Genomic DNA, 24,099 nt, shown 5'->3' with positions numbered 1-24,099 from the left:
CCACCTCTGAACTGCAGCAGTGAACGGATACCTAGTAATTGCTTGCCGGCAAAAACCGTTATTTAGACTTGAGAAATTGGTGAAGTGTGTTACTTTGCGAATTGAAACAAGGGTGGAACCACGAATACAACACTCGTCCCTTTTTTAGGGAGGAGTGTTTTTTTATTTCATTTTTGCATCACACTAGAATTGGAAGGAGGATACGCAGCATGCATCATGATGAGAAGAACAAAATTGGTTTAACAGTAGCACTTTCTATCGTAGTAGGAACGATTATTGGATCTGGTGTGTTTATGAAACCAGGGAGCGTATTAGATTACTCAGGGAGTTCTAATATGGCTATTCTGGCTTGGGTAATTGGTGGACTATTGACGCTAGCAAGTGGTTTAACAGTAGCTGAAATTGGAGCGCAAATCCCGAAAAATGGTGGGTTGTATACGTATTTAGAGGAGATTTACGGAAGTTTTTGGGGATATTTATCAGGCTGGATGCAAACAATTGTTTATGGACCAGCTATTATTGGAACATTAGGATTGTACTTTAGTTCTTTAATGATTAATTTTTTCTATTTAGATAAAGTATGGAATTTACCAATTGCTATTGGAACAGTTGTGTTCCTTGGCGTTGTAAATAGTATGGGAACAAAATATGGAGGTATCGTCCAAACGGTTACGACAATTGGGAAGATGATTCCGATCGTATTAATTGTTGTGCTAGGTTTTTGGAAAGGGAATAGCGATATCTTTAATGTAGTTGTGCCAATATCAGAAAATCAAAGTATCGGTATGGCAATTTTAGCAACGTTATTTGCTTATGACGGCTGGATTCTACTCGCTTCAATTGGCGGAGAAATGAAGAATCCAACAAAGTTATTACCGAAAGCAATGACAGTTGGGATTTTAATTGTAACGGCTGCTTACGTACTAATTAACTTGGCATTATTAAATGTGTTACCAGCAGCGAAAATCGTAGACCTTGGAGAAAATGCAACAGCGACAGCTGCTGGCATGTTACTTGGAGAATATGGCGGAAAAATTATTAGTATTGGTATTATCGTTTCTATTTTCGGTTGTTTAAATGGAAAGATTTTAACGTTTCCACGTATTCCGATGTCGATGGCAGAGCGTGGACACCTTCCGTTTGCTAAGTTTATCGCAAAGGAAAGTCCAAGATTTAAAACACCAGCAAATGCGATTACTGTTGAAATCATTTTAGGAATTATTTTAATGATTATTAGTGATCCGAATAAGCTATCTGAGATTTCCGTATTCATTATTTATATTTTCTATGTAATGACGTTTATTGGTGTCTTCATTTTAAGAAAACGTAACAAGAATAAAGAGCGTGCATACAGTGTACCGTTATTCCCAATCGTACCAATCGTCGCGATTTTAGGATCATTGTTTGTACTTGGAAGTGCGATTATTAATGATCCAGTAAGTTGTTTCTTATCAATTGGAATTGTCTTTACTGGACTACCGGTATATTGGTATTTAAATAAGAAGAACAAAACTAGTGTTTAATAATTAGAAGGCAGGCGTATGATACGCCTGTTTTTTATTGTAAAAAAATTGTACTTGTGTTCAATTTCTATTTTGGTTACTATAGTCGTAGTAACCAAAATAGAAAGCGTGGGGAAAGATTTGAATTTTCGTGTGTATATTTTAGCTATCGCGGCTTTCGTAGTCGGAACGGTTGAGCTAATTATAGGAGGAACGCTCGATCTAGTTGCCAATGATTTAGGAGTATCTATTAGTGCAGCTGGTCAGCTTATAACAATATTTTCAGTAGTATTTGCTTTATCAGGTCCGGTTTTATTAGCGATAACTGGAAAGTTTGAAAGAAAAAGATTATACATTGGGGCATTATCAATTTTCTTAATCGGAAATATTATTTCAGCATTTAGTGTAAATTACGGGATGTTAATGTTTTCAAGGGTTGTTTGTGCAGCGAGTGGTTCGCTTATTATTGCACTATCAGTAACACTTGCTTCTAGCGTTGTAGAACCGCATTTTCGTGCGCGTGCAATTGGAATCATTTTCATGGGGATTAGTGGATCACTTGTACTTGGGGTACCACTTGGTCTTGTACTTGGAAATGCATATGGATGGCGTGCACCATTTGTATTAATTTCGGTATTAACAGTTATAGCAATCGCTTGTATTTCATTATTCTTAACGAAAGTACCACCGACATCAGTACTATCAATAAGAGAACAAATTGCTACGTTAAAAGATAAGAAAATCGTAAGCGCACAGTTAACATCATTTTTATTTTTAACGGGGCATTTAACACTATATGCATATTTAACACCATTTTTAAAAGATGTGATGCATGTTGAAGCGGATTGGATTAGTGTATTTTACTTCATTTTCGGAATTGCAGCGGTACTTGGAGGCGGCCTTGGGGGCTTGCTTGCTGATAAATGGGGATCGAAGAAAAGTATTATTTCAATTATTATCGTATTTGCGTGTGCGATCTTCATATTGCCAATGATGACATTCTCATTCCCGCTGTTCATTATTATGATGGGACTTTGGAGTATGCTGAGCTGGGCTATTTCACCAGCACAACAAAATTATTTAATTGAAATTGCACCAGAATCGGCTGGTATTCAGCAAAGTTTAAATAACTCTGCGCTTCACTTAGGAATTGCGCTCGGTTCAACAGTAGGCGGAGTTGTTATTGAGAAATCATCTGTTATATATAACGCTTGGGTAGGCGGTGGCTTTATAATATTAGCACTGTTTTGTGCCATCTTCTCAATTACGAGAGGACGTTCTGCTCAGTTTGCGAAGGAAGAATCTATCGTTTGATAGGTTCTTTTTTTATTTGTAAAATTTTGCATGTTTTAGTAGATATGTGGAGAAAGTTGTATGTAGCGAGGTGATGTATATGTATACGAATTTTTCGATTCTTGGCTTTCTAATTTCAATGCTTCCGCTGTTCCTTATTATTCTTGCACTTAGATGGATTCGTTTCATCTATCAAAATTCAGAGAAACAAGTGGAGCAAAATGAGAAAATTATTGAGCTGTTGACGGAGATAAAAGAGGAAAATAAAAAGGAGTCTAGGTGAAGAACTAGACTCCTTTTTTGTATTCAATTAATACCTCAACTTCCGCAACAAACTCTTAATTTCCTCATCTTGCATGAAGAGATCCAGATGCTTCTCTGTAATTTTTGCAAGTGCAACGTCGTGATAGAAAAATTCTGTAAAGAACTTTACGAAAGGTTGTGACATTGTTTTCATCGCTTGCCATGACTCTTGCTCTACACCAGCAAATAAAATTTCGCGGTCGTCAATGATGAGTAGCAAGTAGCGCTCTAATGCGTTAGGTTCTTCTGTTGGGATTAGAAAATGCATGTTTTCTAAGTCTGTTTCTACCTTTCCAACTATAAGGGACTCGAGTTTGACGCCTTGTTTTTCTTTTTCTTCTAGTAAAGGAAGGTATTCTAAAAGAGTATCATTCCAAGCTGAAATACGAATCGATTCTTTTGCACTTTCGATGAGTTCTTTACTTTGAACTCGAATAGAAGATTGCATTTTTAAGCTCCACACACGGTCATCTGTAAATGATTTTTTCGATATATTTGTTTCCAATTCTTCAATATTTGATTGGAATTCTGTCGTTAATTTTTCAATTGCTAGCTTGAGTGGTAATGCTGTATACAGCTTTTTCTTTTCTGAAACAGAATCCATTACCATCCCTTTATCGATCAGGCGTGCTAGCACTTCATATATTTTTGCTTTTGGAACACCAGAGTGCTTCACAATCGTTGTAGCATCTAATGGTTCGTTGCTCGATACGACAACTTCATAAGCTTGGCTTTCATATTGTGAGAAACCGAATTTTTGTAACATAGTTCCCTCCGAACGAATGAGATTATATAGTTTAAGGATAATGAACTATTTGTTTTTGCACAAGTGGTAGTAGGTTGTATACTCAAATTGAGATGAGAATTAATTTCAATTTTTTAATTTTATCCATTATACTTAATATAGTGATTAATATGATTATAATACAACGAGAAGGGGATGCTTGGGGGACGATGTTGAGAAGTTTACGTTTAAAAATTGCGGTAGTATTTTCGGTGCTTATTTCTATGATGTTCGTAATATTAGGTACAGCAATGTATCAATTACAGAAAGAGAAGGAAGTGCGCTCCTTAGACCAGTATTCTCAAAATACGATGGATCTTGTGACAGAGCAGTTAAATGCATTTATGCAGCGAATTGAAGAAGATATGGGTCATTATGGAAGCCATGATGATATTCAAAACATGTTACAAGATGGAGTGACTCCAGAAGAGGAAAGTTTTATTTTAAAAGAGTTTTTAAGATTTAAAAATAATCATCCTGATATTTTGGATGTATACATTGGAACGAAAGATAAAAAAACGTTGAGCGCAAATCTCGCTGACGGAGGAACAGTACCGGAAGGATATGATCCAACAAGTCGTCAATGGTATAAAGCATCAGAAGCCGATACGAAATCGATTATTTGGGGACAACCACAATATGAAATCGCGACAGGCAAGTTAAGTATTGGAGTTTCAAAAGCTATTGTCGGGCAAGATGGTTCTGTATTAGGGGTAGTAGCAATGGATGTATCATTAGGAACAATTCAAAAGCTACTTCATAATATTCAATATAATAATGGCGGAGAAATGTTTATCGTAAATGATAAAAATATTGCCATTGTATATCCAGGGGAAGTAGGAAAAGATGTTTCAAAAGAATCACTTGTAAAAAGTTTAAATAAAGATGAAACAAAATTTGCGGTGACGACGTTAGGCGGGAAAGATGTAGTAGCCTATAGTCAACTGTTTGATAAGATGAAATGGAAAATGGGGATTGTTTATCCGAAAGAAACGATTGATGGGCTATTAAATAGTACGAGAAATACAGTCATTATAATGGCTTGTATTAGCTTATTAGTTGGAATCGCAGCTTCATACTTGTTCTCAAGAAGATTAGCAAGACCGCTGCAACTATTAACGAATCACGTTCAAAAAGTAGCAGAAGGTGATTTAACGCTGCAAATGAAAGTGACAAGTAAGGATGAAGTTGGAGAACTGACGAACCACTTTAATCATATGGTTGAGCAAATGAATGAAATGGTAAGCAAAATTAAAAATAGTGTATCAACAGTGCAACAATCAACGAATAATCTACATTATTTAACGAATGAAACTGTAGCAGCTAGTAGAGAGGTATCAGGTGCAATGGATGATGTGAGCGGAGGAGCGTCCACTCTTGCTAATAGTGTAGATGAAGTTTCAGAGCAACTCGAGAATATGGCGCAGTCAGTGGAACAAATGAATCATTCGGTTGGTGAAATAAAAGGTGTGGCTGGCAAAGCTGAAGAGGCATCTAAGCAAGGGTTAAATACGATGCGTAATTTAGTTCGTACAAGGGGCCAATCATCTTCGATTGTTGTTCATACAGAGGAAGCATCCGGAAAGTTAGAGCAAAGAGTTGGATCGATTCAAAATGTTGTAGAGCTTATAAAAGGTATTTCGGATCAAACGAATTTACTTGCTTTAAATGCTTCGATTGAGGCGGCACGTGCAGGGGAACAAGGTAAAGGCTTTGCTGTTGTTGCTGAAGAAGTTCGAAAGTTAGCGGAACAATCGAAAGAGGCGACAGGAGAAATCGCAACGATGATTGGTGATGTACAAGTAGAGGTAAGACGAGTTGTAGAAGTTGTAAGTAAATTAAAAGATATCGCGGATATACAAAATAAAGTTACGACAGAGGCAGAAACGGAATTCCGCACAATTATGTCAGTTGTAAATACGATTAGTACTTCAGTGGAACAAATTGTAGCAGAGGTACATAATATCGGTCACGAGCAAGGGGAAATTACAGAGGTAATGCACACAATTGCTAGTACAAGTCAAGAAAGCGCAGCTGTTTCGGAAGAAGTAAATGCTGCAACTGAATCACAAGTGAATCATCTAGAGAAGGTAGCTCATACGATGGAAAGCTTGACGGAGCATATGAGAGACTTAGAAAGATTGGTTGAGCAGTTTAAAATAGAGGAATAACAAATTAGTAAAATGATGAGTATTTCGGTAAAATAGACAATGGATATATAAGAAGCAATTATAGGAGGCAGACTACTATGGCAATTGTTGACGTATCGATTATTCCAGTAGGAACGGGTAATCCAAGTGTTAGTGAATATGTAGCAGAAGTACAAAAGGTGCTAGATAAAAATGCAGATCGCGTGAAGTATCAATTAACACCAATGAATACAGTAATTGAAGGAGATCTTCCTGTCATTCTAGAAGTAATTCAACAAATGCATGAAGTTCCATATACGAAAGGTGCACAGCGCGTTGCAACAACAATTCGTATCGATGATCGTCGTGATAAAGTAAGCACAATGGAGAAAAAATTAAACTCTGTTCGATCAAAATTATAAGGAAAAGCAGCGATTTTCGCTGCTTTTTTCATATAGGAGGTAAATAAGATGAGTGAAAAATTTAATGAACAATTTGACGGGTTGTTAGAGAAATACACGGAACTATTACTGGGAGAGAGCAATGAAGAGAGAAAAGAACAGGTGCAGAAGTGGGCACTTTATTCTTATATTGCGAAGACAATGCCAGCTTTAGTGAAGCATTGGAATGAGACATATCCAGATGCGAAAGAAGAGATGGTGAAGCTAATTACGGATATTAAAAAAATGAATGAAGAGAAGAGAAATGAGCAGTGAGAAAACTTGAGGTAAATGTTACCTCAAGTTTTCTTTATTAATATCCTTATATAATTTACGTGGAATATAAAGGGTTCTATAGGCATGTCGAATATTTTCGACATGCCTATTTTTTGCTTAGTAAACCCGTTTTTTCTAAATGTCGAAAAATATTCCCTTCATATTAAGAAGCGAGAATATAGGATTTTAAATGTTTTTATAGTATTTTATAAATTATCTAAATAATTATTTGTATCCAATAATTTTAAACAGTGATATAATTTCGAAGAGGGGTAAAAAACAGATAAATTAAGTCATAGGGGTGAATTACATGGAACAATTAATGCGAAATTCGTTTCTTTTCTTATCTAAAAATAAAGCGCTAACAAAACTGGCTAAAAAGTATGGTTTGCGCTTTGGTGCAGGTCGCTTCGTCGCAGGGGAGACGATTGAATTAGCGACAGCTGCAATTAAAGCATTAAATAAGCAAGGTCTTTGTGTAACGATCGATTATTTAGGTGAATTCGTTGATAACGAAGCAGAAGCAAATGAAATGGCTAGCGAATCGATTGAAGCGATTCGTGCAATTGGAAGAGAAGGTCTTAATTCGCAGCTTTCTTTAAAGATGACTTCTATGGGATTAGATATCTCTGATGAAATCGTAATGAACAATATGCGCCGTATTTTAGAAGCTGGAAAAGAAAATGGTGTGTTTATTACCATTGATATGGAAGACTATACGCGCTGCGGGAAAACAATTGAGATCTTTAAACAGTTAAAATCTGAATACGATAATATTGGTACAGTTATTCAAGCTTACTTATATCGTACAGAAAAAGATATGGAAGAATTAAATGCTTATAGTCCTAATTTACGTCTTGTAAAAGGAGCTTATAAGGAGCCTGAAGAGGTAGCGTTCCCGGATAAGAAAGATGTAGATGATAACTATAAAAAAATTATTAAAATGCACTTATTAAATGGAAATTATACTGCAATTGCTTCACATGACGAAGCGATTATTGAATATACGAAAAAACTTGCCGAAGAACACAATATTCCAAGAGACCAATTTGAATTCCAGATGTTATATGGTATTCGTAATGAGCGTCAACTTGAGCTAGTAAAAGAAGGTTACAAAATGCGTGTTTATGTACCTTATGGAAACGACTGGTATGGCTACTTCATGCGTCGTCTAGCAGAGCGCCCAGCAAACGTTGCGTTCGTGTTAAAAGGTATGGTTAAAAAATAACCAAGGAGAAAATACTCCTTGGTTATTTTAATTGCTGAAATGCGTAATGTGCCATTTTCTTCGTATCAGGATATAGCTGCGTGCGAGTAGAAGATAATACAACATTAATGACGCGTTTACCGTCTTTTTCATCCACTGTTACGACCGTATATTTTCCGAGTGCTGATAGACCGCTTTTACTTCCAATTGCATATGGATCGTCATATAGTTCTTCTCGTCCATAGTTTGCGATGTTTGGAGAGCGTTCTGAAGTATGTAGAGTTGTACGTGTTGAATTCATATATTCTAAAACAACTGGGTACTTTAGTGCTTCTTTCGTAATTATAGCAATGTCATATGGTGATACTTTATTTCCGAGTGCATCAGCGCCACTTGCGTTTTTGAAAGTCGCATGCTTTGTACCAAGTTCCTTCGCTCTAGCATTCATCATTTTTACAAATTCATTTTTTGATCCTGCGATATGTTCTGCGATGGATTCAGCTATCGGGTCTGCACTAATGATAAGCATAAGCTTTAATGCCTCATCCCGCTTTAACTTTTCCCCAGCACGAAGTTTAATCTTCTTACTTTGACTTTCCGTTTTAATTGCGTTCTCTGTAACCGTAATTTCTTCATCTTCTTTTACATTCTCTAGTAAGAGTAAGGAAGTCATCATTTTCCCTATACTAGCCGGATAAGAGCGTTCGTCTTCCCGCTTTCCATACAAAATTTCACCTGTGTCTGCATCAATTGTAATGGCGTATTGCCCAGTGATGTTAGGTTGATCGGCTCTTACAGCTTGTTGTCTTTGTGCATAAGAGAAGAAAATCATCCCTGTAAATAGTGTGGCAATCATTACAATCATAACTATTGTTCGTTTCATCATCGTTCCCTCTTTTGTTTTCCATATGTACAAATAAATTGGGCAGAAAAAGCAGCCATTACCCATTATGCCACGTTTTCTGCCCAAAAATATACCGTTATTTTTCGCCCATATTATGCTTCTTATATTGTTGGTTATTACCTTGACGGCCTTTTTCTACACCGTGATTATGAGGACCTGCATTTCCAGTTACGCTTGCTGCGCTAATTCCAGCTTTTGAAGGGTTCTTCTTAAGTTTTGCCATATATATTCCTCCCGTTTCGTCAGATTATAAAAAGGAAAAGTGTATTTGAGTGAAGAAAATACATATATATAGCATGGGCAAATAAAAGAAAAATATTTATTTCAGAAAATTTTATCAATAAATATATTGCGAAAATTCAAACTGTATCATATATTTATTAGTAGAGGCTCACTCATTGATTGCGACTTATGTCGAAAAATTGAATGAGCATTCATTCAAGAATAGGGGGAGAATTGGATGTTCCAAATTAAAAAGGCTGCTGTTCTAGGTTCAGGCGTAATGGGTTCAGGGATTGCGGCACACTTAGCTAATATTGGTATTCCGACATTATTGCTTGATATTGTACCACCTGCGCTAACAAAAGAAGAGGAAGCGAAGGGACTTACATTAGAACATAAAAGTGTGAGAAATCGTTTTAGTAATACGGCTGTGCAAAAACTATTAAAGCAAAAACCAGCTCCTCTGACAGTGAAAGGAAATTTAGCACTGATTGAAGCAGGTAACTTAGAAGATGATCTTGAGCGTCTAGCTGATGTAGATTGGATTATCGAAGTAGTAGTTGAAAACTTAGATATTAAAAAGAAACTATTTGAAAAAGTAGATGCTGTTCGTAAAACGGATTCTATCGTAAGCTCGAATACGTCAGGCATTTCAGTAGAAAAAATGGCAGAAGGTCGTTCAGACGACTTCCAGAAGCACTTCTTAGGCACACACTTTTTTAACCCACCACGATATTTAAAACTTCTAGAGGTAATACCGACGAAAGAAACAGATCCACAAGTATTAAGCTTCATGAAACTATTTGGCGAAGACGTTCTTGGAAAAGGCGTTGTTATCGCAAAAGACACACCAAACTTTATTGGAAACCGCATCGGTACGTACGGTTTATTAGTAACTCTTCAAGAGATGATAAAACGCGGCTATAGCATTGGGGAAGTTGATTCTGTAACAGGCCCACTTATTGGTCGTCCGAAGAGCGCAACGTTCCGTACATTAGATGTTGTTGGTTTAGATACATTCGTACACGTTGCAAATAACGTATATGAAAACGTACAAGAAGAAGAGCGTGATGTATTTAAAGTACCAGCTTTCATGCATGATATGCTTGATAAAAAATGGCTTGGAAGCAAAACAGGTCAAGGCTTCTTCTTAAAACAAGGAAAAGAAATTTTAGAACTAAATCCTGAAACGATGGAATACGAAGCTCGCAAAAAATTAAAAGCTGCATCTATCGAGTTAAGTAAACAAGAAAAAGGTTTATCGAATAAATTGAAAGCGCTTGTATATGCGAAAGACCGCGCAGGAGAGTTGTTATGGAACATCATTACACCGACTCTTTTATACTCTGCAAAACTTCATAAAGAAATTGCTGACGATATCGTTGCAATTGACCAAGCGATGAAGTGGGGCTTCGGCTGGGAGCAAGGACCATTTGAAGTTTGGGATGCAATCGGCGTTGAAAAGTCCGTTCAAAAGATGGAAGAAAACGGCGTAGTTGTTCCGACTTGGGTGAAAGAAATGGTAGAGAAAGGTTTCACTACTTTCTACAAACATGATAACGGAGATAGCTACTATTACGATAATGGCGAATACAAGCTAATCGAACGTAATAAAAAGGCAATTTCTCTTAAACAATTAAAAGCGAAAAATGGCGTATTAAAGAAAAATAGCGGAGCGAGCTTAATCGATTTAGGCGACGGTATCCTTTGCTTAGAATTCCATTCGAAGAGCAATGCAATCGGTATGGATATTACGCAAATGATTAACTACGCTGTTGATGAAGTAGAAAAGAATTATAAAGGTCTTGTTATCGGTAACCAATCGAAGAACTTCTGCGTTGGTGCGAACTTAGCAATGATCTTAATGGAAGCACAAGATGACAACTACTTTGAAATTGAGTGGGTTGTGAAAAACTTCCAAGATGCAATGACGAAAATTAAATACTCTTCTAAACCAGTTGTAGCAGCGCCATACGGCATGACGCTTGGCGGAGGTACAGAAGTTTGCTTACCAGCTGCTAGCATTCAAGCTTCTAGTGAAACGTATATGGGCTTAGTAGAAGTTGGTGTTGGTTTAATCCCTGGCGGAGGCGGTAATAAAGAGCTATACATTAAACACTTAAATAAAATGCCAAACGGTGTAGAGTTTGATCTGCAAAAAGTTGCGAATAAAGTATTCGAATCTGTAGCGATGGCGAAAGTTTCTACATCAGCGCAAGAAGCTGTATCGAACAACTTCTTAGGCGATAAAGACGGTATTAGTGTGAATGGTGATCACTTACTATATGATGCGAAACAGAAAGCACTTGCTTTATATGAAGCTGGCTATAAAGCACCAATCCGTAAAAAGATACCAGTTGTTGGTGAAACAGGATATGCAACTCTTGTACTTGGTGCAGAAGCAATGCATTTATCAGGTTACATTTCTGAACATGATCTTCACATTGCGAAGAAACTTGCATATGTCATTGCGGGCGGAAAAGTGCCGTACGGAACAGAGGTTGATGAGCAGTATTTATTAGATGTAGAACGTGAAGCATTTATTAGCTTAGTAAGTGAGATGAAATCACAAGCAAGAATGCAGCACATGCTTGTAAAAGGAAAGCCATTACGTAACTAATAACGAGGGGAGATATCGTTCATGAGAGAAGCTGTCATTGTTGCGGGAGCAAGAACACCAATTGGAAAAGCAAAGAGGGGTTCATTAAAAACAGTTCGTCCTGACGATCTAGGGGCGTTAGTAGTAAAGGAAACGTTAAAGCGTGCGAATTATGAAGGACCAATCGACGATTTAATTTTCGGTTGTGCGATGCCAGAAGCAGAGCAAGGGTTAAATATGGCTCGTAATATCGGCGGACTAGCAGGACTTTCTTACGATGTTCCAGCTATTACAATTAACCGTTACTGTTCTTCAGGGTTACAAAGTATCGCTTACGGAGCAGAGCGCATTATGCTTGGTCACTCGGAAGCTGTATTATCAGGCGGAGCGGAATCAATGAGTTTAGTTCCGATGATGGGACACGTTGTTCGTCCAAATAGTCGCCTTGTAGAAGCAGCTCCAGAATATTATATGGGTATGGGACATACAGCAGAGCAAGTTGCTGTGAAATATGGAATTTCTCGTGAAGAACAAGATGCATTTGCAGTAAGAAGTCATCAACGTGCTGCGAAAGCATTAGCTGCAGGGAATTTTGCTGATGAAACAGTATCTGTAGATGTAACGTTACGTACTGTTGGATCAAACAATAAACTGCAAGAAGAAACAATCATTTTCGCGCAAGACGAAGGTGTAAGAGCAGAAACGTCGCTAGACATTTTAGGTAAATTACGTCCAGCATTTAACGTTCGCGGTTCTGTAACAGCTGGTAACTCTTCACAAATGAGTGACGGTGCAGCATCTGTACTATTAATGGATCGTGAAAAAGCAGTGAGTGATGGCATGAAGCCGCTTGCGAAATTCCGTTCATTTGCAGTAGCTGGTGTACCACCAGAAGTAATGGGAATCGGTCCAATCGCTGCAATTCCAAAGGCGTTAAAATTAGCTGGTTTAGAGCTATCTGATATTGGCTTATTCGAACTAAATGAAGCATTCGCTTCTCAATCGATCCAAGTTATTCGTGAGCTTGGTTTAGATGAAGAAAAAGTAAACGTAAACGGCGGTGCAATTGCACTTGGACATCCACTTGGCTGTACAGGAGCAAAACTAACACTATCTCTTATTCACGAAATGAAACGCCGCAACCAACAATTCGGTATCGTAACAATGTGTATCGGCGGCGGAATGGGAGCAGCGGGAGTGTTTGAATTACTATAAAAAAAGTGGAAGTGGCTCGCTCAGAATGTGAGGGGGACGGAGCTTCAGACGTAGAGGCGCTCTTTGCCTCGCAGGAAGAAGCAAAGCCACCGAACATTCTAGCCGCTGGAACTAGATTATAAAAAGTGGAAGTGGCTCGCTCAGAACAGGAGGGCGTTGGAAGCCCTGACGAAGAGGCGCTAAAGCAAAGAATGGAAGCAACAAAGGTTTATAAAAAATAAACGGGAGAGCCAGCTTCTTTCCAAAAGAGAGAAGCTGCTCATGAAAATATGAAGGAGGAAATTTTCATGGAAAAAACAGTAGGAAATGCGGTTAAAGGCGGTAGCTTTTTAGTAGATGAGATTACGATTGATCAAGTGTTTACGCCAGAAGATTTTTCATCTGAGCATAAAATGATTGCAAAAACGACAGAGGACTTTATCGTAAATGAGGTTCTTCCAGAGCTTGAATATTTAGAGCAACACGAGTTTGATCGTTCTGTTCGTCTTTTAAAAGAAGCTGGGGAACTTGGTTTATTAGGCGCTGACGTACCAGAAGAGTACGGCGGAATTGGTCTTGATAAAGTAAGCTCAGCGTTAATCGCAGAGAAATTCTCGCGCGCTGGTGGTTTTGCAATTACTCACGGTGCTCACGTAGGTATCGGATCATTACCAATCGTATTATTCGGTAACGAAGAGCAAAAGAAAAAGTATTTACCATTACTTGCAACTGGTGAAAAATTAGCTGCATACGCATTAACAGAGCCAGGTTCAGGATCTGACGCATTAGGTGCAAAAACAACGGCACGTTTAAATGCAGAAGGGACACATTACGTATTAAATGGTGAAAAGCAATGGATTACAAACTCTGCATTCGCTGACGTATTTATCGTATACGCAAAAATTGATGGAGAGCACTTCTCAGCATTTATCGTAGAGAAAGAATATGCTGGCGTATCTACAAGCCCAGAAGAAAAGAAAATGGGTATTAAATGTTCTTCAACTCGTACGCTAATTTTAGAAGATGCATTAGTACCGAAAGAAAACTTACTTGGTGAAATCGGTAAAGGTCATATTATCGCGTTCAACATTTTAAATATCGGTCGTTATAAATTAGGTGTTGGTACAGTTGGATCTGCGAAACGTGCAGTAGAAATTTCAGCACAATATGCAAACCAACGTCAACAGTTCAAACAACCAATCGCTCGCTTCCCATTAATTCAAGAGAAACTTGCGAATATGGCAGCGAAAACATATGCAGCTGAAAGCTCTGTATACCGTACAGTAGGTTTATTCGAAAGCCGCATGAGCACATTATCTGAAGAGGAAGTAAAGGATGGTAAAGCAGTAGCAGCTTCTATCGCTGAATATGCAATCGAGTGCTCTTTAAATAAAGTATTCGGTTCTGAAGTACTAGATTATACAGTAGATGAAGGTGTTCAAATTCATGGTGGTTACGGATTTATGGCAGAGTACGAGATTGAAAGAATGTACCGCGATTCTCGTATTAACCGTATTTTCGAAGGAACGAACGAAATTAACCGCCTAATCGTACCAGGTACGTTCTTACGTAAAGCGATGAAAGGTGAATTGCCACTTCTTCAAAAAGCACAAAAATTACAAGAAGAGTTAATGATGATGATGCCAGAAGAAGTAGGCGATGAGCCATTAGCACTTCAAAAATATTTAGTAACTAACGCGAAGAAAATCGGCTTAATGGTAGCTGGATTAGCTGCTCAAAAATACGGTAAAGCATTAGATAAAGAGCAAGAAATTCTTGTGAATATCGCTGACATCGTAAGTAACCTATACGCAATGGAGTCAGCTGTTCTTCGTACAGAGAAAGCAATTAAAACAACTGGTCTTGAAAAGAATAAACAAAAAGTGTTATACACTGAAGTATTCTGCCAAGAAGCATTCAACGAAATCGAAGCAGATGCGAAAGAAACACTTATCGCAGTTGAAAACGGCGACATGCTGCGCATGATGTTATCATCATTACGTAAATTAACTCGCCACACACCACTTAATGTAATTCCGAAGAAACGTGAAATTGCTGCGAAAATTTTAGAAGATGAGCGTTACACAGTTTAATAGCTGTAAAGAAAAGTAGTCGTATAAACGGCTACTTTTCTTTTTTTTTGTAAAAATGAAATTTTTAGTGACAAAAAACTAATGCCATTAGTATAATGAAACTAATAGTATTAGTTTTCGTGAAAAGGGAGCTGGAAATATGAGAGTGATACATGAAAAAACGGTATATCAATTGTCATTTTTGCCAAGAGTGTTTCCTGTGAATTGTTACTTTGTCGAGGAAGAAGATGGTTTAACTTTAATTGATGCGGCTTTGCCATATAGTGCAAAAGGTATTTTACAGGCGGCTGAGAAAATAGGAAAACCCATTACGAATATTGTATTAACACATGCGCATGATGATCATATTGGTGCACTAGACGCATTAAAGGAAGTACTTCCTAATGTTCCAGTCTATATTTCTAAGCGGGACGCAAAGCTGTTAGAAGGCGATACGACGTTACAAAAGGATGAACCAAATAAGCCAATAAAAGGCGGTGTACCTAAAAAGGTGAAAACGGCACCTGATGTTTTATTAGAAGATGGCGACCGAGTTGGATCGCTTCTTGCGATTATGACACCGGGACATACACCAGGATCCATGTCGTTTCTTGATATACGAAATAAAGCTCTTATTGTTGGGGATGCATTTCAAACAAGAGGAGGTATGGCTGTTTCGGGACAAATGAAATTTTGGTTTCCGTTTCCTGCAATGGCAACGTGGAGTAAAGAAGTCGCATTACAAAGTGCAGAGAAGTTAAGAGAATATGAGCCGTCCTTGCTTGCGGCAGGGCATGGAAAAATGATAAATGATCCAGGCGCTATCATAGAGCTTGCTATTAAGGAAGCTAATCGGAATATAGAAAGTAGAAAAGAGGATTAATTTATGTCACCGAGAATCGGACTTACATTACAGAAAATTGTAGAAACAGCAGCAGAAATTGCAGATATAAATGGAATACAAGAAGTAACGTTAGCTTCATTAGCGCAAACATTAGGGGTACGTTCACCTTCGCTATATAATCATGTGAAAGGTTTACAAGATGTACGGAAAAATCTCGGTATGTACGGAATAAAAGAGCTGCATAACAGACTGGAAGAAGCTGCTGAAGGTAAACGTATGGATGAAGCAGTTCATGCTTTAGGAGAAGCGTATGTAGCTTTCGTACGTAAACATCCTGGACTGTATGAAGCAACTTTTTTACGAGATGAAGAAGTAAGAAAAGCAGGTGACGGGATTGTAAAGCTTTGTCTTCATGTTTTACAACAGTACGGTTTAGAAGGAGAGAATGCACTTCATGCGACACGTGGGTTCAGAAGTATTTGTCATGGGTTTGCGTCGATTGAACAGCAGGGTGGATTTGGTTTGCCGCTAGATTTAGATACAAGTTTACATGTATTATTGGAAACGTTTATTAAAGGATTACATGTAATGAGAGATTGAATAAGAAGCGAGACAACATGAAACCTTAGAAGTGATTCTAAGGTTTTTTAGTGCATAGGATTCCAAAAGAACGGTAGGCTTTTGCTCATTAAATGATATTATTTTGCAGTTTTGAAAAATGTGTATATGGCTAAGGAAAGGCAAACGAAAATAAATGCAATAGGATCTTGATATGGACTAGACTCAGAGCCCTTCTGGATTTCTGTAAGGAAGTCATGTGTTTTCATGTTCATTGCTCCTTTAACTAATAAGTTTTATATGATGAGAGGATTATGGTGGATAGGAAGTATTTTTTGAAATTTCATATAGAGGTATTTTGTATCGATTTTTTGAAAAGAAATATAGTTTTCTAGTTGGTATCATTATTTCTTCCTTTATCTTTGGGATTCTTCATGGTGGTTTTCCGGTTACGGCAATGATTATGGGGATTGTATTTGCTATGTTGTATAAGAAAACACAATCTATTGTACCTAGCATCATTTTACATATTGTATGGAACCTACTTGTGAGTATAAGTATGATTGTTTCTTTATAAAATTGAATGGTCTAGCTATTCATTTTTTATTTTGTTTATATATGGGAAAAGTTGATGAATACAATCCAAAAAGAACCAAATACTAATGATGAATGAACAAAGAAAGGCGGGTATGTTATATGCAAAATTTAACAGAGCTTGAAGTAGAAAACTTACGTCATTTAATTGGTGGACACGCAACAATTATTAACAAGTTGGAGCAGTATGCACAGACGTGTACAGATCCACAACTGAAACAAATGCTACAAAAAGATGCGCAAGATGCACGAAATACGAAACAGCAATTAATGACTTTCCTAGGATAGGAGGAAGCGACAGATGAATGAAAAAGATATGGTAAATGATTATTTAGCAGGGTTAAATGCAAGTTTAACAAGTTATGCAAATTATATTGCTCAGTCTGATAATGAACAGTTACATCAAACATTAATCCAAATTCGTAATCAAGATGAGATGCGTCAACGTAATATGTATGAGTACGCAAAGCAAAAGAGTTATTATAAGCCAGCAGCACCAGCTAATCCGATGATTGTACAGCAATTAAAAAGTCAATTAAGTGCAGAATAATAGGATGAAAAAACGAGCGAAAATGGATTCGCTCGTTTTCTTTTTGTATATGGTGACCCCTATGAGGAGCTTGATGGACGTCAGAAAGGACGTTTTGCAAAACAAGTTTCGTTATATGTGAAGATGCTACATGAGAATAAGGAAATACTATGATTTGATTTCATCATAAAAGAAATCATTTCCAAAATAAAGAGGTAAAATTTTACAAAATATTACCATATTTGACAGTGAGGGCTTCGGCTCTCTTTTTTTATTTCCATTCGACATAATATGACAATATAGTTGTAACCATTTCTGTTATGATAATCTCGGAAATCTTACATTTTGACCTGAAATTATTAGAAAAGGTGGATAAAATATGGAAACATTAGCGGTACTGATTTTTCTAGCTTCAATTGTTCTCTTTGTACTATTTATCATTGCTATTTTCAAAAAGAAACCTAAGGCGAAACTTTTTATTAGTTCGATTGTATGCCTGGTGTTAGCAATGATATTAATACCAACAAAAGATAAAGAAGAGAAACCTAAAGCTAAAGAAACAACTCAACAAGCTTCTACAGAGGTAAAAGAAGAGCCTAAAAAAGAAGAAGTGAAAAAGGAAGAACCTAAAAAGAAAGAAGAACCAAAGAAAGAGGAGCCAAAGAAGGAACTTTCTAAAGAAGGCGAGTCCTCTAAAGTTAAAATCGCTGTAGGATCTGTAGAATCGATAGCTTCAGTGGGTGGCGAATACTTAAATGAAAAAGCACAAGGTGTATTTAAAGTAGTTGAGATTTCAATTACAAATAATCAAAAAGACGCTATCACTGTTGATGCAAATAGCTTTAAATTAATAGATAATCAGGACCGTGAATTTACATATTCTACTCAAGCTCAAACAGCTTACGATGTAGGCAATGGTGGTAAATCTGATTTCTTCTTAAAACAACTTAACCCTGGACTAACTCAAACGGGTAAAATCATCTTTGACGTCCCTGCTGACGCACAAGGCTTAGTATTAAAAGCTCGCGGCGGTATGATGGGTAAAGAAATTAAGTTAAAAGTAGAATAAACTTTAAAGGAGCATTAAATTGAAAAGAACAGCTGAATTTGTATTAGGACTTATTGGTGGTATTTTTGGTATTATTTGTGCATTTATTGCATTATTAATCGGTGGCATGGGAGCTGCTTTTGAAGCTGAAGGCGCAAATACGATTATCGGATTAGGTTGGGGAGCAGTAGGTCTATCAATCTTAGGAATCGTTGGCTCTGTTATGGTAAGAAATAAAGCGAAAGTTGGCGGTATCATGATGACTACCGCTGCAATTGGTGGGTTTATTTGTATTTCAATCTTCTTCTTATTACCAGGAGTGTTATTATTAATCGGTGGATTAATGGGTATCTTCCGTAAAGATAAAGCTGCTGTATCTGCTTAAAATAGGCACTCGAAAGAGTGCTTTTTTTATTTAATTTCGACATGATATGACAAAATAGTTGTGATTATATTTGTTATGATAGTTCAGGAAATCTTACATTTTAGACACCAGGGGAGACATATTATGCACAATAAACTATTAATCGCACTCATAGGCTTCGTTTTAATTATGGGATTAGCAGCATGTTCATCTAACGAAACAGCAAGTAGCTCTAATGACTCTAAAGCTGAAGAAAAAGCACAAAAAGAAACAGAGAAGGCCCAGAAGGCAGAAGAAAAGGCGAAGCAAGAAGAACAGAAACGTCAAGAAGCGGAAGTTCAAAAACAGGCTGAAGAGAAAGCAAAACAAGAAGCAGAAGCTCAAAGACAAGCGGAAGAGGAAGAGAAATCGAAGCAAGAACAAGCACAAAGAGAAGAACAACAACGTCAAGAGCAGGAACAAGCCCGTAAACAACAAGTAGCAGCGCAAAAGCAACGTGAAGTGAAGCACCAAAAGAAAGAAGAACCTGAACTTTGCGGTTCGCCAGAAGTTGGAATAACATGTGAACACGTTCAAAAAGAATGGGAAAATGAGCAAAAGATTGAAAAAGAACTCAAAGAAAAAGAAGAACGCCAGGAACGAGAAAGTTTGGAGTATGCAAAAAGGAAAGCACAATCATTTGAGGATAAAGAACGAGCAAAAATGAGTTGTGACGACGCGAAAAATGTTCTTGAACAATTAAAAAATGCCGAACAGAATCCCGCCACAAAAGAAAGCATTGTAAAGTACCAAGAAAAAGTAAATATGTGTAGCAAGTAATAAAATAATATTTGGATGGAAATCCAACACTCATATTATTAAAGTGGTTCAAGTCGGAGAAAGGCACCTTATGGTGTCTTTTCTTTATGAAAAAAACGCGCATCTTTAATACCGATGTGCGTTTTTTACTGTAATAAATATTAATTTGGTCTAAATGAAGTGTCTACTCCTGGCATTACTTTATAATATTTCCAATCCATTGAATATGCTGTTCCTGTAAGAGTTGCATAACCACCATTATTTTTATTCATTGATACACTACCACTAAGTGTAGAACCTAATGCTCCCATGCCACCTACAGTTGCATTTCTTTTATAACCAGAATGATAATTTAATGCTACATTACCATTAAATTGATATGGCCATTTTGTAGCTGGCTTTACAGACCAATAAACAGATCTTCCACTATTACTTGCAACAATACTTGAACGCCCCCCAGGACCATTAACTGATGAATACATTATAGGATTATTTTTATCTATTATAGGGTTACTTCCATCCATACTAACACTATCAGGATGATTCAGAATAGCATTAGAAATTTCTGTATCATTACCAAAACTCCTAACTGTAATTTCTTCATCTTGATAAATAATTTCTCCAGTTGTATTTAACATTTCCAACTTTCGATCATCACTTTCACTTGCAAATGCTGGGGTAACTAACGCAAAAGAAAATAAAGCAAAAAATGTTGATAAAAACAATTTCTTCATAAAAAACCCTCCATTTCTATAATTTGTATATTAATCTATGATATTATGGTAACGTATATTGATAATAAGAGGTGAGGTTTTTTGAAAGAAAAAGATTTTTTAAGTGAAAAAGATTATTATAAAATTCTTTTAAAAGGAACATGTAAAATTAATAATATCCACCCTCGAAAACCAAGATTTGAATATTTTAGCGATATAGAAGAGCTTGTACTTATTCATATAAAAAATCATTTGGAAGATGGAGTAGATATGGAATGTTTTAAAATTTTATATTATATTCATCAAACAGTAATACCTTTAGGAATCAAATATACTCAACAATTATATTTCTACCCAAATGGAAATAGATTAGACCGCATAACAGTTCAATTTAAAAAAGAAGACTATATATTATTGAACCAAAAAATAAAAACAGGAGATATAAGCAATTAACAACACTTAAATGTGTTGTTTTTTATTTTCTCCTCCCCTTGTTTTGAGATTTAAGGCAAGGGGGAGTGTAATGAGTTGTTAGACTCTGAAATATGCTTAAATTACCTTAATAATTCCTTAGCGTACAAAATTCACGGAATCTCATATAGGGTATCTTTTTTTTATGAAATTAATAATGTATTATAATAATTAACAGATTTATATTAGAAAGGAACATCATATGGATTTCAGTTCAATACAATTACCAACTCAGCTTACCGATCCACTAGCAAAATTAGCTCTGATTTTTATCGTACTGCTTATAATTTGTTACATTGCAGCAAGTTACATTCCAAGAACTATTCCATCTGAATTGAGAGGAATCATTGGTCTAGGGATCATAACTATATTTATAATTGCAACGTACAAAATGTGGCCGTATATACCAGTTCTATTTTAAAGATATATTTTTCTCTTTGATTAATGCTTTTAGACATAAAAAAACACGTTAAATTAACTTTTAAACGTGTTTTTCGGTAAAATGATGTTTTATATAATCTATTCCTAAGCTAACTAATGGGATAATTATTGCTAAACTTAACGCATAAACCACCGTTTTTACACCTGTATAATTTAGGGATTTATCTGCTATAACTAGCACTAAAACAAATAATATTGTAGATTTTATAGATGCTTTAGATCGTATGGGCCGCAACTATGATGAAGTAATTTCAGAGTGGAAATATATAACAAGAGAATTACAAGCTGATATTGTTGTTTTAGAGAACGAAACTCTGTTTGATAGTCGTAAATTTCGTGAGATGGGTGATATGGGCAGATTAATGGAAGATCAATTCTTATCTTTGCTTTCCTATGTTGCAGATCAAGAGCGTAAAAAAATTCATCAGCGACAAGCGGAAGGTATTGCAATAGCTAAATCACAAGGCAAGCATTTAGGACGGCCCCCTCTTAACCTTTCAACTCTAGACCAAAAACAATTATATATAATAGAAGAAACTTTTCCAAAGTGGAAAAATAGAGAAATAACAAGTGTCCAATTTATGGGGTTACTTGAACTGAAGAAAAATACTTTCTACAAAATATTAAAAGAATACGAAAAACACTTATAAATAATAGAATTCAAATTTGAGGAGTGTATATTTTATTGAAAATATAACGTTATCCCCAATATTATTTTTAGGAGAAATAAAAATAAAAAAAAAGACGCTTTAAAGCGTCTTTTCTTTAGATAGATAAAAAGTTGATTGCTAATCTAATATGAAAACCATAAGCAGTTTTTTAATCTTATCATGAGTTAACAATAGATTCTAATGCAAAAATACATATTGTTGAGTTCAATATGTATTAAACTAACTTTTGATTACTCTTCGTTTTACTCCAAAATCAATTGTGTTTTTTATGTTTACTTTCATTCAATACACCATCAGCTAGAAATTTAATACTGGCTCCTATACTTAAAGCAAATATTACTCCTCCTATTTTAGTCTGATAGAAATTAAATATAAATAATACAACAGAAAGTACAATACTTAAGATAGCAATTATATAATATTTATTCATAGACTGGCTCCTTTTATTGTAATTTTGAAAGAGTTTTATCTCGAATCTCATAGATATAATCACCTAGTTGATTTTTAAACTCTTCAATATGAGTAACAAATATTAAACTATTACCTCTTTCAAGAAATTTAATTAGAACTTTATATATTTCTTGTTGAGAATTTTTATCAAGTGCTGTAAAAGGTTCATCTAATAATAGAAGGTTAATATTACGACTAATCATAGAAATAAGAAAGAGTTTATATTTCATTCCCAAAGAATAAGTATGTACTTGATCATTTAAAGATTCTTGACTAAGTTCAAATAAATCACAGTACTTTTTAACATTTTTTAGGTAATTATCTTTATCTTTTATTCTCCATAAAGAGTATATGTATTGAATATTTTCCCATCCTGTAAGTAAATCAAAAATTGGTGGGTTGTTAGGAATAAAAGCTGTATTTCTTTTGAACTCTAACAACTCAATTTGCTTTTGATTCTTATAAATTTTTGTTTCAGTTCCTGTCATCATATAATTTAACAACGTAGTTTTACCAGAACCATTTGCTCCTGTGATGCAGTATGATTTTCCATCTTCAATGACTAAAGAGGATTCCTGTAAGATTATTTTATTTTCAAATTGTAACCTTGGTACTTGAATCTTATATGCCAATACCTATACCTCCAAACAATTGAATCATGTTTAAACTGATAACTATAACAAATAAAATTGATAAAATAGTTTTTGAAAACTTAGTACTAAACCCTACTAATTTCGTGAATCCAACATACATCGCTATACAAACTAATCCGACACTTAGTAATGAGAATACTACAAAAATAAACTGAGGTAAATCTCCTCCAAAATTTAAAATTGTTAGAAAGTTTAATACTTGTGTAATTAAAAAGATAGAAGTTCCTGATAATATTACACTATACATTCTTTTTATGGATAGATCCGGTTTATTCATTAGACCTATCAATGACCAAAACATTGTAAAAATAAAACATAGTATGAGTATAAATGGTGTTATAATCGCAGATATTAACACCATTATAGTTAACCAATCTTTGAATTCATTAAAGGACTTGAAATTGTAAATAATTGTAGATAATAATGTGTTAAAAAATAATAAAGAAACAATATTAAATAAAACAACCTTTTTTTTAGCATTAAAAAATGAACTAGAATTATTTTCGTTTTCTTTCATATTAATTCTCCTTTTAAAATGAACTATAGTAACCTTCAATTAAAGATGCTAATCCACAACATACCGATGCGATTAAAATTACACTTCCTATTTCTAAATAGACTTTTTTCCAAGAAAAAGATTCGGTTTTTATTTTTATTAGAATGTAAATAGGTAAACAGGTGATAGAAGACATTAAAAATATTGAAAGCAATTCGGGTAACGCGTGAGGTAAAAAGCCAGTGAATATTGGGGACATCCCTGCACTTTTAAATATAGAATATAAAGTCTCACCAACTATTACACCGTTAAAAACTACAACAAAGAGGGAATAAACCCCCCCTGTTAAAGTACCTATAACTAAAATACTGAAAAGCACTAAAATATTATTATTAAAAACTGTAGATGTATCTAACTCTTTTGGTTGTAAATTAATAATCTGATCATTTACAGAGAAGCATCCGTAAATAAACCCACTCAAAAATAATAATAGTTGTAACAGTATTAATAACTTCCAAGGAAAAATTATAAGTTTGGCTTTCAT

General features: G+C 35.6%; 26 protein-coding genes, 3 pseudogenes and 1 other annotated feature (1 of these 30 running past the window's edge). Of the genes and pseudogenes, 21 read left to right on the top strand and 8 right to left on the bottom strand.

The annotated features are described in order from the left end of the window. Window positions 1–144 (top strand) — a binding site (T-box leader); it begins 93 nt to the left of the window's first position. A 65-nt stretch (window positions 145–209) separates the two neighbouring features. The 3 genes from J0835_RS24770 (at window position 210) to J0835_RS24760 (ending at window position 3,078) form a co-directional block, all read left to right on the top strand. Continuing rightward, window positions 210–1,523, top strand: coding sequence for an APC family permease (locus J0835_RS24770; RefSeq protein ID WP_087982908.1), 1,314 nt, complete (start codon window positions 210–212; stop codon window positions 1,521–1,523). Window positions 1,524–1,631: 108 nt separating this feature from the next. Beyond that, window positions 1,632–2,816: an MFS transporter gene (locus tag J0835_RS24765; RefSeq protein WP_140386933.1), complete on the top strand. Its 1,185-nt coding sequence runs from the start codon at window positions 1,632–1,634 to the stop codon at window positions 2,814–2,816. Window positions 2,817–2,895: 79 nt separating this feature from the next. Then, on the top strand, window positions 2,896–3,078 hold the full coding sequence (locus J0835_RS24760) for a hypothetical protein (protein ID WP_087982904.1): 183 nt from the start codon (window positions 2,896–2,898) through the stop codon (window positions 3,076–3,078). A 27-nt stretch (window positions 3,079–3,105) separates the two neighbouring features. Here the strand turns inward: J0835_RS24760 and J0835_RS24755 are convergent, their stop codons facing one another. Continuing rightward, window positions 3,106–3,864 carry a TrmB family transcriptional regulator gene (locus J0835_RS24755; RefSeq protein ID WP_087982902.1) on the bottom strand — a complete coding sequence of 253 codons (759 nt, stop codon included), beginning with the start codon at window positions 3,862–3,864 and terminating at the stop codon, window positions 3,106–3,108. A gap of 188 nt (window positions 3,865–4,052) precedes the next feature. On the opposite strand from J0835_RS24755, the gene J0835_RS24750 reads away from it, so the two are divergent. The 4 genes from J0835_RS24750 (at window position 4,053) to J0835_RS24735 (ending at window position 7,955) form a co-directional block, all read left to right on the top strand. After that, window positions 4,053–6,053: a methyl-accepting chemotaxis protein gene (locus J0835_RS24750; protein ID WP_087982914.1), complete on the top strand. Its 2,001-nt coding sequence runs from the start codon at window positions 4,053–4,055 to the stop codon at window positions 6,051–6,053. A gap of 77 nt (window positions 6,054–6,130) precedes the next feature. Next, window positions 6,131–6,433, top strand: a complete 303-nt coding sequence (locus J0835_RS24745; RefSeq protein ID WP_087982901.1) for an MTH1187 family thiamine-binding protein — start codon at window positions 6,131–6,133, stop codon at window positions 6,431–6,433. 48 nt (window positions 6,434–6,481) lie between these two features. Continuing rightward, on the top strand, window positions 6,482–6,727 hold the full coding sequence (locus J0835_RS24740; protein ID WP_063222157.1) for a YusU family protein: 246 nt from the start codon (window positions 6,482–6,484) through the stop codon (window positions 6,725–6,727). A 310-nt stretch (window positions 6,728–7,037) separates the two neighbouring features. Continuing rightward, a complete protein-coding gene (locus J0835_RS24735) occupies window positions 7,038–7,955 on the top strand; it encodes a proline dehydrogenase family protein (RefSeq protein WP_000436767.1) in 918 nt (305 codons plus the stop codon). A gap of 22 nt (window positions 7,956–7,977) precedes the next feature. On the opposite strand, the gene J0835_RS24730 is transcribed toward J0835_RS24735, so the two are convergent. Both J0835_RS24730 and J0835_RS24725 read right to left on the bottom strand, forming a co-directional pair. After that, window positions 7,978–8,817: a D-alanyl-D-alanine carboxypeptidase family protein gene (locus tag J0835_RS24730; RefSeq protein WP_087982899.1), complete on the bottom strand. Its 840-nt coding sequence runs from the start codon at window positions 8,815–8,817 to the stop codon at window positions 7,978–7,980. A 97-nt stretch (window positions 8,818–8,914) separates the two neighbouring features. Then, on the bottom strand, window positions 8,915–9,061 hold the full coding sequence (locus J0835_RS24725; protein ID WP_001096344.1) for a YuzL family protein: 147 nt from the start codon (window positions 9,059–9,061) through the stop codon (window positions 8,915–8,917). Window positions 9,062–9,298: 237 nt separating this feature from the next. On the opposite strand from J0835_RS24725, the gene J0835_RS24720 reads away from it, so the two are divergent. The 12 genes and pseudogenes from J0835_RS24720 to J0835_RS24665 all read left to right on the top strand — a co-directional run bounded on the left by J0835_RS24720 (window position 9,299) and on the right by J0835_RS24665 (window position 19,681). Further along, window positions 9,299–11,680 carry a 3-hydroxyacyl-CoA dehydrogenase/enoyl-CoA hydratase family protein gene (locus tag J0835_RS24720; protein ID WP_087982897.1) on the top strand — a complete coding sequence of 794 codons (2,382 nt, stop codon included), beginning with the start codon at window positions 9,299–9,301 and terminating at the stop codon, window positions 11,678–11,680. Between the two features lie 21 nt (window positions 11,681–11,701). Beyond that, complete coding sequence (locus tag J0835_RS24715) at window positions 11,702–12,874, top strand: acetyl-CoA C-acetyltransferase (RefSeq protein WP_001206340.1); 1,173 nt, start codon at window positions 11,702–11,704, stop codon at window positions 12,872–12,874. A gap of 287 nt (window positions 12,875–13,161) precedes the next feature. Then, a complete protein-coding gene (locus J0835_RS24710) occupies window positions 13,162–14,946 on the top strand; it encodes an acyl-CoA dehydrogenase family protein (RefSeq protein WP_000416287.1) in 1,785 nt (594 codons plus the stop codon). A 139-nt stretch (window positions 14,947–15,085) separates the two neighbouring features. Next, a complete protein-coding gene (locus J0835_RS24705; protein ID WP_087982893.1) occupies window positions 15,086–15,808 on the top strand; it encodes an MBL fold metallo-hydrolase in 723 nt (240 codons plus the stop codon). A gap of 3 nt (window positions 15,809–15,811) precedes the next feature. Beyond that, window positions 15,812–16,369 carry a TetR/AcrR family transcriptional regulator gene (locus J0835_RS24700; RefSeq protein ID WP_087982891.1) on the top strand — a complete coding sequence of 186 codons (558 nt, stop codon included), beginning with the start codon at window positions 15,812–15,814 and terminating at the stop codon, window positions 16,367–16,369. 295 nt (window positions 16,370–16,664) lie between these two features. Then, window positions 16,665–16,904: pseudogene (locus J0835_RS24695) on the top strand (lysostaphin resistance A-like protein); the annotation flags it as partial. A gap of 119 nt (window positions 16,905–17,023) precedes the next feature. After that, the gene (locus J0835_RS24690) at window positions 17,024–17,209 is read left to right on the top strand and encodes a hypothetical protein (protein WP_001180555.1); all 186 of its coding nucleotides are present in this window, start codon (window positions 17,024–17,026) and stop codon (window positions 17,207–17,209) included. Between the two features lie 13 nt (window positions 17,210–17,222). Then, on the top strand, window positions 17,223–17,471 hold the full coding sequence (locus J0835_RS24685; RefSeq protein WP_001002987.1) for a spore coat protein: 249 nt from the start codon (window positions 17,223–17,225) through the stop codon (window positions 17,469–17,471). Window positions 17,472–17,531: 60 nt separating this feature from the next. Further along, window positions 17,532–17,624 (top strand): annotated as a pseudogene (locus J0835_RS24680) (XRE family transcriptional regulator); the annotation flags it as partial. 205 nt (window positions 17,625–17,829) lie between these two features. After that, entirely contained in the window at window positions 17,830–18,519 is a 690-nt protein-coding gene (locus J0835_RS24675; RefSeq protein WP_087982889.1) for a DUF4352 domain-containing protein, read from the top strand. Between the two features lie 19 nt (window positions 18,520–18,538). After that, complete coding sequence (locus J0835_RS24670) at window positions 18,539–18,883, top strand: DUF4064 domain-containing protein (RefSeq protein ID WP_087982887.1); 345 nt, start codon at window positions 18,539–18,541, stop codon at window positions 18,881–18,883. Window positions 18,884–19,006: 123 nt separating this feature from the next. Then, window positions 19,007–19,681: a hypothetical protein gene (locus tag J0835_RS24665; protein WP_087982885.1), complete on the top strand. Its 675-nt coding sequence runs from the start codon at window positions 19,007–19,009 to the stop codon at window positions 19,679–19,681. A 140-nt stretch (window positions 19,682–19,821) separates the two neighbouring features. On the opposite strand, the gene J0835_RS24660 is transcribed toward J0835_RS24665, so the two are convergent. Beyond that, window positions 19,822–20,394 carry a hypothetical protein gene (locus J0835_RS24660; RefSeq protein ID WP_087982883.1) on the bottom strand — a complete coding sequence of 191 codons (573 nt, stop codon included), beginning with the start codon at window positions 20,392–20,394 and terminating at the stop codon, window positions 19,822–19,824. Between the two features lie 81 nt (window positions 20,395–20,475). Between J0835_RS24660 and J0835_RS24655 the strand changes: the two genes are divergently transcribed. Together J0835_RS24655 and J0835_RS24650 are read left to right on the top strand one after the other, a co-directional pair. Further along, window positions 20,476–20,826 (top strand): hypothetical protein, encoded by a 351-nt coding sequence (locus J0835_RS24655; protein ID WP_087982881.1) that lies wholly within the window; start codon window positions 20,476–20,478, stop codon window positions 20,824–20,826. Between the two features lie 644 nt (window positions 20,827–21,470). Next, a pseudogene (locus J0835_RS24650) lies at window positions 21,471–21,935 on the top strand (recombinase family protein); the annotation flags it as partial. Between the two features lie 274 nt (window positions 21,936–22,209). Here the strand turns inward: J0835_RS24650 and J0835_RS24645 are convergent. The 4 genes from J0835_RS24645 to J0835_RS24630 are packed head-to-tail and all read right to left on the bottom strand — an operon-like array spanning window position 22,210 to window position 24,099. Continuing rightward, window positions 22,210–22,386: a hypothetical protein gene (locus J0835_RS24645; protein WP_176373388.1), complete on the bottom strand. Its 177-nt coding sequence runs from the start codon at window positions 22,384–22,386 to the stop codon at window positions 22,210–22,212. A 13-nt stretch (window positions 22,387–22,399) separates the two neighbouring features. Continuing rightward, window positions 22,400–23,038, bottom strand: coding sequence for an ATP-binding cassette domain-containing protein (locus J0835_RS24640; RefSeq protein ID WP_087982878.1), 639 nt, complete (start codon window positions 23,036–23,038; stop codon window positions 22,400–22,402). Further along, window positions 23,028–23,576: a hypothetical protein gene (locus tag J0835_RS24635; RefSeq protein ID WP_087982876.1), complete on the bottom strand. Its 549-nt coding sequence runs from the start codon at window positions 23,574–23,576 to the stop codon at window positions 23,028–23,030. Before J0835_RS24635 ends, J0835_RS24640 begins: the two co-directional genes overlap by 11 nt. 13 nt (window positions 23,577–23,589) lie before the next feature. After that, window positions 23,590–24,099 (bottom strand): stage II sporulation protein M, encoded by a 510-nt coding sequence (locus J0835_RS24630; protein WP_087982874.1) that lies wholly within the window; start codon window positions 24,097–24,099, stop codon window positions 23,590–23,592.

This window comes from Bacillus cereus group sp. Sample62, from assembly GCF_036851315.1.
Lineage (GTDB): Bacteria > Bacillota > Bacilli > Bacillales > Bacillaceae_G > Bacillus_A > Bacillus_A wiedmannii.
This window is presented reverse-complemented; position numbering and strand designations above follow the sequence as displayed.